The organism is Streptomyces sp. NPDC005303, assembly GCF_040607335.1.
Classification (GTDB): Bacteria; Actinomycetota; Actinomycetes; order Streptomycetales; family Streptomycetaceae; genus Streptomyces.
Map to the genome: position 1 here is coordinate 184,314 of NZ_JBEXGM010000001.1, position 13,396 is coordinate 197,709.

Consider the following 13,396-nt stretch of genomic DNA (forward strand, 5'->3'; position numbering starts at 1 on the left):
GGAGAGGGCCCGTTACTGCGACAGCTCCCACACCGCGTACGCCACCGCGTCGCTGTTGCGGTCCAGGGCCGTGTCGTTGATGTTGGCCGTGGTGTCGCACGACGAGTGGTAGCAGCGGTCGAAGGCCAGCCCCGAGGTGCCGCCCCACTTGGCCGCCTGCGCCGCCGTCTTGACGTAGTCGGCGCCGCTGAACAGCCCGCCCACCGGCACGCCCGCGTTCTTGAACGGCGCGTGGTCGGAGCGGCCGTCGCCCTCGGTCTCGATCTCGGTCGGGACACCGAGGCCGGCGTAGTACGCCTTGAAGGTCTTCTCGATGGCCGGGTCGTCGTCGTAGACGAAGTAGCCGGGGTTCGGCGAGCCGATCATGTCGAAGTTGAGGTAACCGCTGATCCGTGAACGGTTCGCGGTGGAGAGGCTGTTGACGTAGTAGCGGGAGCCGACCATGCCCAGCTCCTCCGCGCCCCACCAGGCGAATCTCAGGTGCTTGGTGGGTTGGTAACCGGCCCTGGACACCGCGAGCGCGGTCTCCAGGACGGCCGCCGAACCGGAGCCGTTGTCGTTGATGCCCGCGCCCGCCGTCACGCTGTCGAGATGCGAGCCGGACATGATCACCTGGTTGGTGTCGCCGCCCGGCCAGTCGGCGACCAGGTTGTAGCCGGTGCGGCCGGAGGACGTGAACTGCTGGACCGTCGTGGTGAACCCGGCGGCGTCCAGCTTGGCCTTCACATAGTCGAGCGAGGCCTTGTAGCCGGTCCGGCCGTGCGCGCGGTTGCCGCCGTTGGCGGTGGCGATGGACTGGAGCTGGGTCAGATGCGCCTTCACGTTGGCCACCGGGATGTCCGGGGCCGCGGCCACCGCGGGCTGTCCCGCGGGGGCCGCGCCGGCTATGGATCCGCCGGCCAGGAGGGAGACGGTGGCGACGACGGCGGTGGCCGTGACGCGTCCGGGAACCGAGAGCTTCATGTGGGGGGCTCCGAATTCCGTGGGAACCCCTGAAGTCACAGGGATTCCACAGCGAATGGGTGCCTGGATGGTGAAGCTGAGGTTGACTCTCCGTCAAGGGCGGAATCCGGTCAGGGGTGTTCGCATACCGGACCGCAGAGGAACAGCCGGCGACCAAAAGGGATCAACCGGCGATCGAGGGCGACCAAAGGGGGATCAGCCGGAGATCGGCCGGAGATCGGCTGGGCGGCAGCCAGGATCAGTGGACGCAGAATTCGTTCCCTTCCGGATCCGCCATCACCACCCACGCCCCCGACGGTTCGCTCACCTCACGCAGCACGCTCGCCCCGAGCCCGGTCAGTCTCTCCACCTCGTCCGAGCGTCTGCCCTCCCCGGGGTGCAGGTCGAGATGGAGCCGGTTCTTGACCGTCTTCGGCTCCGGTACGCGCTGGAACAGCAGCCGCCGCCCGAGCCCCGTCCCGCTGTCCTTGTCGTACGGGTCGTCCGGATGCCGTACGGCGACCAGGTCCCGGAAGGCCAGACGGGCGTGGTACTCGACGGTCGCCTCGCGCGGCAGCGCCCCGAGCTCCAGCAGCCGCTGGACGAGGGCGTCGTTGTCCTCGGTCTCGTAGTGCAGTGCCGCGGCCCAGAAGTCGGCCTGGGCGTGCGGGTCCTCGGCGTCGATCACGACTTTCCAGTGCACGGGTGTCATACCGTCACTTATAGCGGCGACCACTGACAGCGGCCCCGCTCACATCACCTTGGCCGCCTGTGGTCCGCCCGTCGTCCACCCGTCGGACGTACGCCGACCGGGTTGACGTGACCGTGATCGTGCGATCTGGCACGCCGGGTACGGTGCCGGCGTGCGGGGCCCCACTCCACCAGAGAGATGGTCCGGGGCCTCCCCGCGGCCATTGGCCGTATCCACCTGGCCGGGTCGCGCAGGGCTGCGTCCATCAGCGGCCTCCGCCGCGGGGGGCCTCCCGGGACCGGACCACGCACAGGGTGCGTGTCACTGCCCCGGGGTTGAGTACGCCGGGGGCCAGTACGCCCAAGGCTGTTCGGCCGTTCGCGGCAACGGTCGGTCGTACTCCACCCGCGCTGTACGACAAGCGCACCGTCCGCCTCGCCGGTGCGCGCCGAGCCCGAACAGGCCCACGCGGGCGGGCTGCCGCACACGGGGACCCGGTACCCGGTACTCAGCACCCGGTACCCGGCACCTGGTTCGGCTCGGCGCGCGGGATCGCGGCGGTGACGGCCGTCTACGGCCTGGCGGCGGGGGAGTCCAGCGGTTCCGGGGCCGAAGCCAGGCTCTCCGCCTTCCGTGCGGCGTTGACGGTGCCCGTGGTCATGGTGATGCCGCCGGGCCTGCCGATCTCCCTCCTGAGCGTTCGCGCGGTGCGCAGGGCGTCCCAGGTGAGCAGCGTCAACGCCAGCCAGACCAGCGCGAACCCGGCCCAGCGCTCGGGCGGCATGGCCTCGTGGAAGTAGAAGATGCCGAGCAGGAACTGGAAGACCGGCGCCAGGTACTGCAGCAGCCCCAGCGTGGACAGCGGCACGCGGATCGCCGCGGCGCCGAAGCAGACCAGGGGGAGCGCGGTGACGATGCCGGTCGAGGCGAGCAGCGCCGCGTGGCCGGGGCCCTCGGAGGCGAAGCTGAGGTCGCCCCGGCCGCTCAGCCACAGCAGATATCCGAGCGCGGGCAGGAACTGGATCGCGGTCTCGGCGGCCAGCGACTCCACGCCCCCGAGGTTCACCTTCTTCTTGACGAGGCCGTACGTGGCGAAGGAGAAGGCGAGCGTGAGGGAGATCCACGGCGGCTGCCCGTACCCGACGGTGAGGACGACCACCGCGGCGGCGCCGATCCCGACCGCCAGCCACTGCACCCGCCGCAGTCGCTCCTTGAGCAGCAGCACACCCATCGCGATGGTGACCAGCGGATTGATGAAGTACCCGAGGGAGGCCTCGACCACATGACCGCTGTTGACGGCCCAGATGTAGACGCCCCAGTTCACGGTGATGACGGCGGCGGCCACGGTGACGAGCGCCAGCCTGCGCGGCTGCCGCAGCAGCTCACCGGCCCAGGTCCAGCGCCGTACGACGACGAGCGCGACGGCCACGAAGGCGAGCGACCACACCATCCGGTGGGCGAGGATCTCGGCGGCTCCGGCGGGCTTGAGCAGCGGCCAGAACAGGGGCACGAGCCCCCACATCCCGTACGCGGCGAAGCCGTTCAGCAGACCTATGTGCCGCTCGCCTCTCGACTTCACGGGCTCTCCTCCTCGCACTGTCCTCGCCTGCACGAAGGTAACGCCGAGCACCCCCGACTGTCATGCCCGTATCGCCATACGGTCATGACAGCCGGGGGTGGAGGTCCCGGGGCCTGTCAGGGAAGGGGCAGGGAGATGTCAGCCCTTGAGCGCGGCCTCGATCGACGCGGCGATCGGGGTGGCCGGACGGCCGGTCAGCCGGGCCAGGTCACCGGAGGTGACGACCAGCTCGCCCTTCTCGATGGAGGCGTCGACGCCGGCGAGGATCGCGGCGAAGGGGGCGGGCAGCCCGGCACCGGTCAGGATCTCGATGTAGGCCTCGACGGGGACGGCGTTGTAGGCGATCTCCTTGCCGGTCTGCCGGCTCAGCTCGGCCGCGTACTCGGCGAAGCCCCAGGGCTCGTCGCCGCCCAGCTCGTACGTCGTGTTCTCGTGCCCCTCGCCGGTCAGCACGGCCACCGCGGCAGCCGCGTAGTCGGCGCGCGAGGCGCTGGAGAGGCGGCCGTCACCGGCGGCCTGGACGACCGCGTTGTACTGCAGGACGGGGGCGAGGTTCTCGGTGTAGTTCTCGTTGTACCAGCCGTTGCGCAGCAGCGAGTAGGGCAGACCGGAGGCCAGCAGTGCCTCTTCGGTGGCCCGGTGGTCGTCGGCGAGCGCGGCGGACAGGGTGCCGGGCGCGCTGGTGTACGCGAGGAGCGCCACGCCCGCGGCCTTGGCGGCGTCGATGACGACCTGGTGCTGGGCGGGGCGGCCCTTGTCGAACTCGTTGCCCGAGATCAGCAGCACCTTGTCGCCGGCCGCGAAGACGCTGTCGAAGGTCTCGGGGCTGTTGTAGTCGGCGACCGCTATCTTCACGCCCTTGGCCGCGAGGTCGGCCGCCTTCTCCGGGGTCCGGACGACGGCGGTGACCTGCTCCGCGGGGACCTTCTCCAGCAGCTGCTCGACGACGTGACGGCCGAGGTGTCCGGTGGCTCCGGTGACGACGATGCTCATGATGTGCGATCTCCTTGTGGGGTGCGGTGTTACTAACCATAGGGGATGCGCTAACTCTGCGAAAGTACCCACTTTGAAGTAAGGTACTGGCATGTCGGTAAGTGTTGAGCAGATTTTCCCGGAGGCGGCGACGGGCGAGGCGATGTGCCCCCACCGCCTGGTCATGGAACACGTGACGAGCCGTTGGGGCGTCCTGGTCCTGATGCGTCTCCTGGACCACCCCCACCGCTTCAGTGAACTCCGCAGGGCGATCGGCCGGGTGAGCGAGAAGATGCTGACCCAGACCCTCCAGACCCTGGAACGGGACGGACTGGTCCACCGAGACGCCAAGCCGGTGATCCCCCCGCGGGTGGACTACTCCCTGACCGACCTGGGCCGGGAGGCGGCGGAACAGGTACGTGGGCTGGCGGAGTGGACCGCGCGGCGGATGGGGGCGGTGCAGGAGGCACGGGAGGGGTATGACGCGCGAAAGAGGGGCTCTGAGCAGGAGTGATGCACCTCGGCGGGCTCGCCTGAAGGCATGTGCACGGCGCCTGGGGGCACACATGTGTCAGGGCGTTGGTCGACATGCGAGACGCGTCCACCCATGCGCCCCCTCTCCGCCTCCCACGCCGACTTGAGTCGACGGGCACGCTGGATGCGGAGTGCCACGCCCACCGTGCACCGACCCGCCACGCCACCACTCGGCGCACGGTCACCGGATCCAGGGGGATGCCTTGACATGGCCACACAGACTCCGGCCGTCCGCCGCAGCAGGATCGGTTCTGCTGTTGCTTCGGGACGCGACCTGATGCGGGCCTTCTTCACCCGGGGCTCGCGCCGCCGACGACAGGAGGACGTCCTGCTGGAACTGCTCGGTCAACTCAGGCTGATGACCGAGGAGATTCATCGGGCAAATCTGATCCAGCAGTACCGGCTCACCCTGATGCAGATGGACCGGATGGTGGATGACCCGTCCCTGGCTGACGCGGCGAACACGCTGCCAGGCCTCTCCGAGGTCAAGCGACGCCAGATGATCTTTGCGAACAGACAGTACGGCAATCTGCTGCTGGCCCACCGCGTCGGTGCGTGCGACTGGGACGAACTAATCGGCCATCTGCGCGTTCTATGCCTGAATGCTCTCTTTGCCGAATACTGGGATCACACGGCCGAGCATCGCAGGAGTCTTCCGGCGGATTCGATCGAGGCGCGGGTCGGCGCCGTTGTCGACGTCATGATGGAGGAGCTTGCGGACGATCCGGACGAGTGGTGGATCGTGGGTCCGTCCCCGGGGGAAACTCAATCATGACGAGGTGTCGCGCTTCGTCCGCTCGGGTGCGGCTCCGGCAACTCACGCGTCAGGAATATCCCGCTTGGCGCGGATGAGAGTCTCGCGGTCGATCACGACGATCCTCTCGTAGTCGGCCCGCGCCGCGTCAGCGGGAAGCAGGGGTGTCAGCGCCTCGGTTGCTTCCGTGCCGATGACTGCGAAGCTTCCATCGCTCAATTCGAACACGTCTGGACAAGTCTGCGCGGTTTGACTGCCCCGCAGCTTGGGTGGATCTCCGATACGGCGTACAACGCTGAGAGCGGGGATTTCGCGGGGCACTCCGGAGCCTTCTCTAGGACCGGAATGGTAAATCCGGTGAGCCAAGCAGGGCAGGACAACCCGCATAGCATCGCATAAGAATCAGTTCTCGTTGTCGCCCGGGCCCCGCAGAATCGCTTCTGTTCTCCGGGAATTACCTCTGTTGCAGGAACCGCCGGCAAACCGGTGGCCTGAGGCCCGAGCGCCCCAGGCCCTTTCGGTGTCCTACTGCTCAGCCCACCACGGTCCAGGTGTCCCCACCCGCCAGCAACGCCCCCAGATCCCCCTTGCCGTTCTGTTCGATCGCCGCGTCCAGCTGGTCCGCCATCTGTGTGTCGTACACCGGCCGGTCCACCGACCGGAACACGCCGATCGGGGTGTGGTGAAGGGTGTCCGGGTCGGCCAGGCGGGACAGGGCGAAGGCCGTCGTAGGTGACGATGAATGCGCGTCGTGGACGAGGATCTGCGCCTCGTTCTCCGCCGTCACGGTCACCACCTTCAGGTCACCCGTCGCCGCGTCCCGCACCACGCCCTTGGACAGGTCGGTGCCGAAGCGGATCGGCTGCCCGTGTTCCAGGCGGATCACCGCTTCCTCGGCCTGCTGCTTGTCCTTGAGGGCCTCGAAGGCGCCGTCGTTGAAGATGTTGCAGTTCTGGTAGATCTCGATCAGCGCGGTGCCGGGGTGGGCGGCCGCCTCCCGCAGGACCGAGGTGAGGTGCTTGCGGTCCGAGTCGACCGTGCGGGCCACGAAGGACGCCTCCGCGCCCAGCGCGAGGGACACCGGGTTGAAGGGCGCGTCCAGCGACCCCATCGGCGTCGACTTCGTGATCTTGCCGACCTCGGAGGTGGGGGAGTACTGCCCCTTCGTCAGGCCGTAGATCCGGTTGTTGAAGAGCAGGATCTTCAGGTTGACGTTGCGCCGCAGGGCGTGGATCAGGTGGTTGCCGCCGATGGAGAGGGCGTCTCCGTCGCCCGTGACCACCCACACCGACAGATCCCGGCGCGAGGCCGCGAGGCCCGTGGCGATCGCCGGGGCGCGCCCGTGGATGGAGTGCATGCCGTATGTGTTCATGTAGTACGGGAACCGCGACGAGCAGCCGATGCCCGAGACGAAGACGATGTTCTCCTTGGCCAGCCCCAGCTCCGGCATGAAGCCCTGGACCGCCGCGAGGATCGCGTAGTCACCGCAGCCGGGGCACCAGCGGACTTCCTGGTCGCTCTTGAAGTCCTTCATGCTCTGGCGCGCCTCGGCCTTGGGGACGAGCTGGAGTGCCTCGATCGTGCCCGTGCCTTCCGTGGACGTCTCAGCCATCGATGGCCTCCTTGAGAGCCGTGGCGAGCTGTTCGGCCTTGAACGGCATGCCGTTGACCTGGTTGTAGCTGTGCGCGTCGACCAGGTACTTCGCCCGCACCAGCGTGGCGAGCTGCCCGAGGTTCATCTCCGGGATGACGACCTTGTCGTACGCCTTCAGCACCGCGCCCAGGTTGCGCGGGAAGGGGTTGAGGTGGCGCAGATGGGCCTGCGCGATCGACTCGCCGGCCGTCCGCAGGCGTCGTACCGCCGCCGTGATGGGGCCGTACGTCGATCCCCAGCCCAGCACCAGCGTGCGTGCCTCGTGCGGATCGTCGACCTCGAGGTCCGGTACGTCGATCCCGTCGATCTTGGCCTGGCGGATACGGACCATGAAGTCGTGGTTGGCCGGGGAGTAGGAGATGTTGCCCGTCCCGTCCTCCTTCTCGATGCCGCCGATGCGGTGTTCGAGACCCGGCGTGCCGGGGACGGCCCACGGGCGGGCGAGGGTCTGCGGGTCGCGCTTGTAGGGCCAGAAGACCTCGGTGCCGTCGTCCAGGGTGTGGTTCGGGCCCTGCGTGAACTGCACGGTCAGGTCCGGGAGTTCGTCCACCTCCGGGATCCGCCAGGGCTCGGAGCCGTTGGCCAGGTAGCCGTCGGACAGCAGCATCACCGGCGTGCGGTACGTCAGTGCGATCCGGGCCGCCTCCAGCGCCGCGTCGAAGCAGTCGGCCGGGGTGCAGGGGGCGACGATCGGTACCGGCGCCTCGCCGTTGCGCCCGAACATCGCCTGGAGCAGGTCGGCCTGCTCGGTCTTGGTCGGCAGCCCGGTGGACGGGCCGCCTCTCTGGATGTCGATGACGAGGAGCGGCAGCTCCAGGGAGACCGCCAGCCCGATGGTCTCCGACTTCAGCGCCACACCCGGCCCCGAGGTCGTCGTCACCGCCAGCGAGCCGCCGAAGGCCGCGCCCAGCGCCGCGCCGATGCCCGCGATCTCGTCCTCGGCCTGGAAGGTCCGTACGCCGAAGTTCTTGTGCTTGCTCAGCTCGTGCAGGATGTCCGAGGCGGGGGTGATCGGGTACGAGCCCAGGAACAACGGCAGGTCCGCCTGGCGGGACGCGGCGACCAGTCCGTAGGACAGCGCGAGGTTCCCGGAGATGTTGCGGTAGGTACCGACCGGGAAGGCCTTGGTGGCCGGGGCGATCTCATAGGAGACGGCGAAGTCCTCGGTCGTCTCGCCGAAGTTCCAGCCCGCGCGGTAGGCCGCCAGGTTCGCCTCGGCGATCTCCGGCTTCTTCGCGAACTTGGTCCGCAGGAACTTCTCCGTGCCCTCGGTGGGCCGGTGGTACATCCACGACAAGAGGCCGAGCGCGAACATGTTCTTGCTGCGCTCGGCCTCTTTGCGAGTGAGGTCGAAATCCTTGAGGGCCTCGACGGTCAGCGTGGTCAGGGGGACCGGATGAAGGCTGTACCCGTCGAGCGAGCCATCTTCCAGCGGCGAGGCCGCGTACCCCACTTTCTGCATCGCCCGTTTGGTGAACTCGTCCGTGTTGACGATGATCTCCGCGCCGCGCGGCAGATCGGCGATGTTGGCCTTGAGGGCCGCCGGGTTCATGGCCACGAGCACATTGGGCGCGTCACCCGGCGTGAGGATGTCGTGGTCGGCGAAGTGGAGCTGGAAGGAGGAGACACCTGGCAGGGTTCCGGCAGGGGCCCGGATCTCGGCGGGGAAGTTGGGAAGGGTGGACAGGTCGTTGCCGAAGGACGCCGTCTCCGAGGTGAAACGGTCACCGGTGAGCTGCATCCCGTCACCGGAGTCGCCCGCGAAACGAATGATCACCCGGTCGAGGCGGCGGACGTCCTTCACGCCGGCCTCTTTGCGCTGCTCTCCTACGACGGTTTCGTCGGCCTGCTCCGCTGGGCTGCTGACCTGACTGGTCACTGAACTGGACCTCCCTCGAGGCGGCTGTTCGGGAGCGGCCTTCCCGCAGGCCTTCCCAGGATCAACCCTACGACCGCAGGGTTCGCCTTCCCTCGGCCATTCGCATGATGAACGTGGATTTGAGACGTTACAAAGCCCTGACTTGTCACCATTTGCTCGCCCCCCGGCGCTTTCCTCGAAGACGCTCCTCGTCGTTGTTCGGTTCTCGGCCCCGGGCGGCCCATCCGCCCGCCCGTCGGCCACCGCCCTGATCATCTGACACGGTGTCAGATGATCAGGAGTTCAGGTAGGTCAGTACCGCCAGCACCCGCCGGTGGTCCCCGTCGCTCGGTGACAGCCCGAGCTTCAGAAAGATGTTGCTGACGTGCTTCTCCACGGCTCCGTCGCTCACGACGAGCTGCCGCGCGACCGCCGAATTGGTGCGCCCCTCGGCCATGAGTCCCAGCACCTCCCGCTCCCGGGGAGTGAGATTGGCGAGCACGTCCTGCTTACGGCTGCGTCCCAGCAGCTGAGCGACCACCTCGGGGTCGAGAGCGGTGCCGCCCTCGGCCACCCGCACCACCGCGTCCACGAACTCACGCACCTCCGCGACCCGGTCCTTGAGCAGGTAACCCACCCCGCGACTGGACCCGGCCAGCAGCTCGGTGGCGTACCGCTCCTCCACGTACTGCGACAGTACGAGTACCCCGAGTCCGGGATGTGCCTTGCGCAGTTGTACGGCGGCTCGCACACCCTCGTCCGTGTGCGTCGGAGGCATCCGCACATCGGCGACCACGACGTCGGGCAGCTCGCCCTGGGCGTCCAGCTCGCCGATGGTCTTGATCAGCGCCTCCCCGTCGCCCACACCGGCCACGACGTCGTGCCCACGGTCGGTCAGCAACCGGGTCAGGCCCTCCCTCAGCAGCACTGAATCCTCGGCGATGACCACCCGCACCCTGTCCTCCACGACTCTCGGCCCCCCAGCCCACTGCCTGCCCGCCCGCTGAACAAGTCCAGCATTCCAGCATTCGGATGCGGGTGGGCGAGGGCAACGGGAATAGGCCACCAGGAATACGAACAAAGCCGCGAAAACGGGGGGTCGCACTCGGAATCCGGCCAGGTTGGCGGAGGCGGGGGCGCCGGGGGCGGGGGAGTCGTCGGTCTCTCGCGGAGGGCGTTGGGTGTCTTGGGGAGGGGGGTGCCTGGTCTCTGGCGGGGGCGGGGGCGCCGGGGGCGAGGAGTCGTCGGTTCCTCGCGGAGGGCGTTGGGTGTCTTGGGGAGGGTGGGGGTGCCTGGTCTCTGGCGGAGGGCGGAGGGTGGAGGGCGGAGGGCGGGGCGCCGGGGGCGGGGTGCCGTATGTCCTGGGGGGCCCGCACTCCGGTTGTGCGCCGGCCCCTCGCGGATGGTGTGGGCGCCGTCCTTTTGGCGGCGAGTCGGTCGGGCAGGACGCCTCTCCGCAAGCCGGTCGCGCTTCGCAGGCCGAGCGCTCCCGCGGGGTCGGGGACGGAAGGTGCCGCTCAGTGGGCAGAGGGCCGAGCCCTGGGCGGAGTCGTCGCGGCGCGGCCTCGCGCAGACGTCTCGCGGCAGCCCCCGGCGGGGTCGAAGGGGCGGCAGCCCCTGGGGATGGGACGGGTAAGGGCGGCGGGGGCGAAAATAACCCCTACCGCCCGCTCACGCAGAACCCGTCACACCCCTTCGCCCCGCCAAGGCAACTCCGCCGTCACCCGCGTAGGCCCCCCGACCGGTGAGTCCACCACCAGGATCCCGTCCACCGCGTCCAGCCGTTCCGCCAGCCCCGTGAGCCCGGACCCGGACGACACATCGGCCCCGCCCACCCCGTTGTCCACGACCTGCAGCATGAGCCGGTTCTCCACCCGCCACACATCCACCGCGGCGAACGTCGCCCGGGAGTGCTTGCTGATGTTCTGCAGCAGCTCGGACACCGTGAAGTACGCGATCCCCTCGATCGCCGGCGCCGGCCGCGCCGGCAGGTCCACCTCCACCTGCACCGGCACCGTGCAGCGCGAGGCGACGGAGGACAGCGCCGCATCCAGCCCGCGGTCGGTCAGGACGGCGGGATGGATGCCCCGTGCCAGATCCCGCAGCTCCTGAAGCGCCGTCTTCACCTCGCCGTGCGCCTCGTCCACCATCCGGGCCGCCGCGGCGGGGTCCTCCGTGAGCTTCTCCTTGGCCAGCCCCAGATCCATGGCCAGAGCCACCAGCCGAGCCTGCGCACCGTCGTGCAGATCCCGCTCGATCCGACGCAGATCCGCGGCCGCCGTGTCCACCACGACCCCCCGGTCCGACTCCAGCTCCACCACCCGCGCCGACAGCCGGGTCGGCCCCAGCAGTCCGTGCACCATCACCCGGTCCACCGCTGTCAGCGCCCGTACGATCCACGGCGTGGCCAGCGTGAACAACAGGCCCACCAGCGCGGTCACGCCGATCTCGAACGGGTTGTCCAGATAGATGTGGTGGGTCTGGTCACCGTAGAGCTGAAGCCCGTCCTGACCGACGTACGCGGGGAAGACCCAGAACCACAGCGGATACGTCAGCAGCGCCCAGCCGTACACCCAGAAGTTCACCGCGACGACGAACGAGAACATCGCCCACGGCAGGTGCAGTACGGAGTACAGCAGCGTCCGCCACGACGTCCCGCTCTTGAGCACCGCCCCGATCCACGCCATGAACCCGGGCGTCCGCATCCGCAGCGGCTCCGGATCGCCGACCTCGAGACCCAGCAACCCCCGCGCCCGCGCTCGTTCCAGCGCCCCGAGCCCGCGGCACCCGGCGAGCCCGGCCGCGAAGACCGGAATCCCGAGGAAGGTGATGAGCAGGCCCGCGCCGAGCGAGATCATCGTGACGGCGTACGTGAACATCACGATGCTGATCGGCAGGCTCAGCAGCACATAGCCGAACTCCCGCCAGGTCCGCCCCTCGAACGGCGCCCGCAGCCCGGCCGGCACCCGCTGCCGCCGTACCGTCTCGGGGAACCCGAGCCCGCTGTCGTACCCGTAGTCCGTGGCCATCGACGTCGTCCTTCTTCTCTCGTCCCGCGCCTGTGGTGTCGTACCTCCACCCTGCTGGGCCCCAGCTCAACGGACCATGGAGGCCGTCGGCGTCTTGGAAGGGGGGTTTTCCCTACCTACGGTCCGGGACCCGGTCCCGCCACGGCAGCTCCGCCGTGACGACCGTCGGGCCGCCCGGCGGCGAGTCGATGACGAACAGCCCGTCGACCGCGCCGAGGCGCTCCGCGAGCCCGCGCATCCCGGTGCCGCCGTCGAGCCGGGCACCGCCGTGGCCGTCGTCCCACACCTGGATGAGCAGCCGGTTCTCCGCCCGCCACACGTCGACGGACGCCGACCGCGCCCCGCTGTGCTTGCTGATGTTCTGCAGCAGCTCGGAGACGGTGAAGTAGGCGATCCCCTCGATCGCCTGGACCGGCCGCGAGTCGAGGTCGGCGGTCACCTTCACGGGGACCGTGCAGCGCGAGGCCACCGAGGAGAGGGCGGCGTCGAGGCCACGGTCGGTCAGTACGGCGGGATGGATGCCCCGCGCCAGATCCCGCAGCTCCTGAAGCGCCAGCTTCACCTCACCGTGCGCCTCGGCGACCATCGCCTGCGCGTACTCCGGGTCCTCCAGGAGCTTCTCCTTCGCGAGCCCGAGCCCCATGGCCAGGTTGACCAGCCGGGCCTGCGCCCCGTCGTGCAGATCGCGCTCGATGCGCCGCAGGTCGGACGCGGCCGCGTCCACCACGACCCCCCGGTCCGACTCCAGTTCGGCGATACGGCGTTCCAGCTCGTCGGAGGGCGACAGCAGACCGCGCACCATCGCCCGGTCGACGTTGGCGAGGCCCCGCGCGATGAACGGCAGCACCGGCCACAGCACGAACAGCGACGTCAACGTGATGGTGAAGGTCAGCACCCCCCACGGCAGCCGGATGAAGTCGTACAGCACCGTCCGCCAGCCCACGGGGTCCTTCACCCCCAGCCACAGCTGGGCGAAGAAGCCGTTGCCGCCGTTCTTGGCGCGCCACGGGAGGGGGCTCGGCTCGTCCACCCGCACCCCGAGCAGCGCACGGGCCCGCGCCCGCTCCAGCTTGCCCAGCTGCCGCGCGCCCAGCAGACCCGCGGCGAGCAGCGGGAGCCCGATCACCGTGACCGTCAGCCAGAAGCCGGTGAAGAGCACGGTCACGACGTAGGTGAAGCCGAGAATCGACACCGGGAGGTTCGCCAGGAGATGCGCGATCTCCTTCCAGGTGTGCGCGTCGAAGGCGAAACGGGCCGGCGGCGGCCGGCCGTCGTCGGATCCGCCGTCTCTGCCGGTGGTCACGGCACGGCTCAGGGACGAGTGGCGTTCGGTCATATGGGCTAGCGTGCCGCCCCGGACCGCCGCGCGCCATGAGGCGGGCC

The 13,396-nt window shown here is 69.3% G+C and carries 12 protein-coding genes; 2 read left to right on the plus strand and 10 right to left on the minus strand.

Going from position 1 to position 13,396, the window contains the following annotated elements; translation table 11 throughout:
• Window positions 1-12: 12 nt before the first annotated feature.
• The 4 genes from ABZT93_RS00870 to ABZT93_RS00885 all read right to left on the minus strand — a co-directional run bounded on the left by ABZT93_RS00870 (window position 13) and on the right by ABZT93_RS00885 (window position 4,205).
• Entirely contained in the window at window positions 13-963 is a 951-nt protein-coding gene (locus tag ABZT93_RS00870; RefSeq protein ID WP_356096975.1) for a M28 family metallopeptidase, read from the minus strand.
• A gap of 238 nt (window positions 964-1,201) precedes the next feature.
• Window positions 1,202-1,654, minus strand: coding sequence for a VOC family protein (locus ABZT93_RS00875; protein ID WP_356096978.1), 453 nt, complete (start codon window positions 1,652-1,654; stop codon window positions 1,202-1,204).
• 550 nt (window positions 1,655-2,204) lie between these two features.
• Window positions 2,205-3,155 (minus strand): EamA family transporter RarD, encoded by a 951-nt coding sequence (rarD, locus tag ABZT93_RS00880; protein WP_356098380.1) that lies wholly within the window; start codon window positions 3,153-3,155, stop codon window positions 2,205-2,207.
• A 195-nt stretch (window positions 3,156-3,350) separates the two neighbouring features.
• Window positions 3,351-4,205 carry an SDR family oxidoreductase gene (locus ABZT93_RS00885; RefSeq protein ID WP_356096981.1) on the minus strand — a complete coding sequence of 285 codons (855 nt, stop codon included), beginning with the start codon at window positions 4,203-4,205 and terminating at the stop codon, window positions 3,351-3,353.
• 91 nt (window positions 4,206-4,296) lie between these two features.
• On the opposite strand from ABZT93_RS00885, the gene ABZT93_RS00890 reads away from it, so the two are divergent.
• Both ABZT93_RS00890 and ABZT93_RS00895 read left to right on the plus strand, forming a co-directional pair.
• Window positions 4,297-4,698, plus strand: a complete 402-nt coding sequence (locus ABZT93_RS00890; protein WP_356096983.1) for a helix-turn-helix domain-containing protein — start codon at window positions 4,297-4,299, stop codon at window positions 4,696-4,698.
• Window positions 4,699-4,926: 228 nt separating this feature from the next.
• Entirely contained in the window at window positions 4,927-5,493 is a 567-nt protein-coding gene (locus ABZT93_RS00895; RefSeq protein ID WP_356096986.1) for a DUF6082 family protein, read from the plus strand.
• A 42-nt stretch (window positions 5,494-5,535) separates the two neighbouring features.
• On the opposite strand, the gene ABZT93_RS00900 is transcribed toward ABZT93_RS00895, so the two are convergent.
• The 6 genes from ABZT93_RS00900 to ABZT93_RS00925 all read right to left on the minus strand — a co-directional run bounded on the left by ABZT93_RS00900 (window position 5,536) and on the right by ABZT93_RS00925 (window position 13,349).
• Complete coding sequence (locus tag ABZT93_RS00900) at window positions 5,536-5,793, minus strand: hypothetical protein (RefSeq protein ID WP_356096989.1); 258 nt, start codon at window positions 5,791-5,793, stop codon at window positions 5,536-5,538.
• Between the two features lie 211 nt (window positions 5,794-6,004).
• Window positions 6,005-7,084 carry a 2-oxoacid:ferredoxin oxidoreductase subunit beta gene (locus ABZT93_RS00905; protein WP_356096992.1) on the minus strand — a complete coding sequence of 360 codons (1,080 nt, stop codon included), beginning with the start codon at window positions 7,082-7,084 and terminating at the stop codon, window positions 6,005-6,007.
• The gene (locus ABZT93_RS00910; RefSeq protein ID WP_356096995.1) at window positions 7,077-9,005 is read right to left on the minus strand and encodes a 2-oxoacid:acceptor oxidoreductase subunit alpha; all 1,929 of its coding nucleotides are present in this window, start codon (window positions 9,003-9,005) and stop codon (window positions 7,077-7,079) included. The genes ABZT93_RS00905 and ABZT93_RS00910 overlap by 8 nt, the downstream gene beginning before the upstream one ends.
• A gap of 274 nt (window positions 9,006-9,279) precedes the next feature.
• Window positions 9,280-9,939, minus strand: coding sequence for a response regulator transcription factor (locus ABZT93_RS00915; protein WP_329272971.1), 660 nt, complete (start codon window positions 9,937-9,939; stop codon window positions 9,280-9,282).
• A 730-nt stretch (window positions 9,940-10,669) separates the two neighbouring features.
• Window positions 10,670-12,013: a sensor domain-containing protein gene (locus tag ABZT93_RS00920; protein WP_356096998.1), complete on the minus strand. Its 1,344-nt coding sequence runs from the start codon at window positions 12,011-12,013 to the stop codon at window positions 10,670-10,672.
• A gap of 112 nt (window positions 12,014-12,125) precedes the next feature.
• On the minus strand, window positions 12,126-13,349 hold the full coding sequence (locus ABZT93_RS00925) for a sensor domain-containing protein (protein ID WP_356097001.1): 1,224 nt from the start codon (window positions 13,347-13,349) through the stop codon (window positions 12,126-12,128).
• Between the last annotated feature and the right edge of the window lie 47 nt (window positions 13,350-13,396).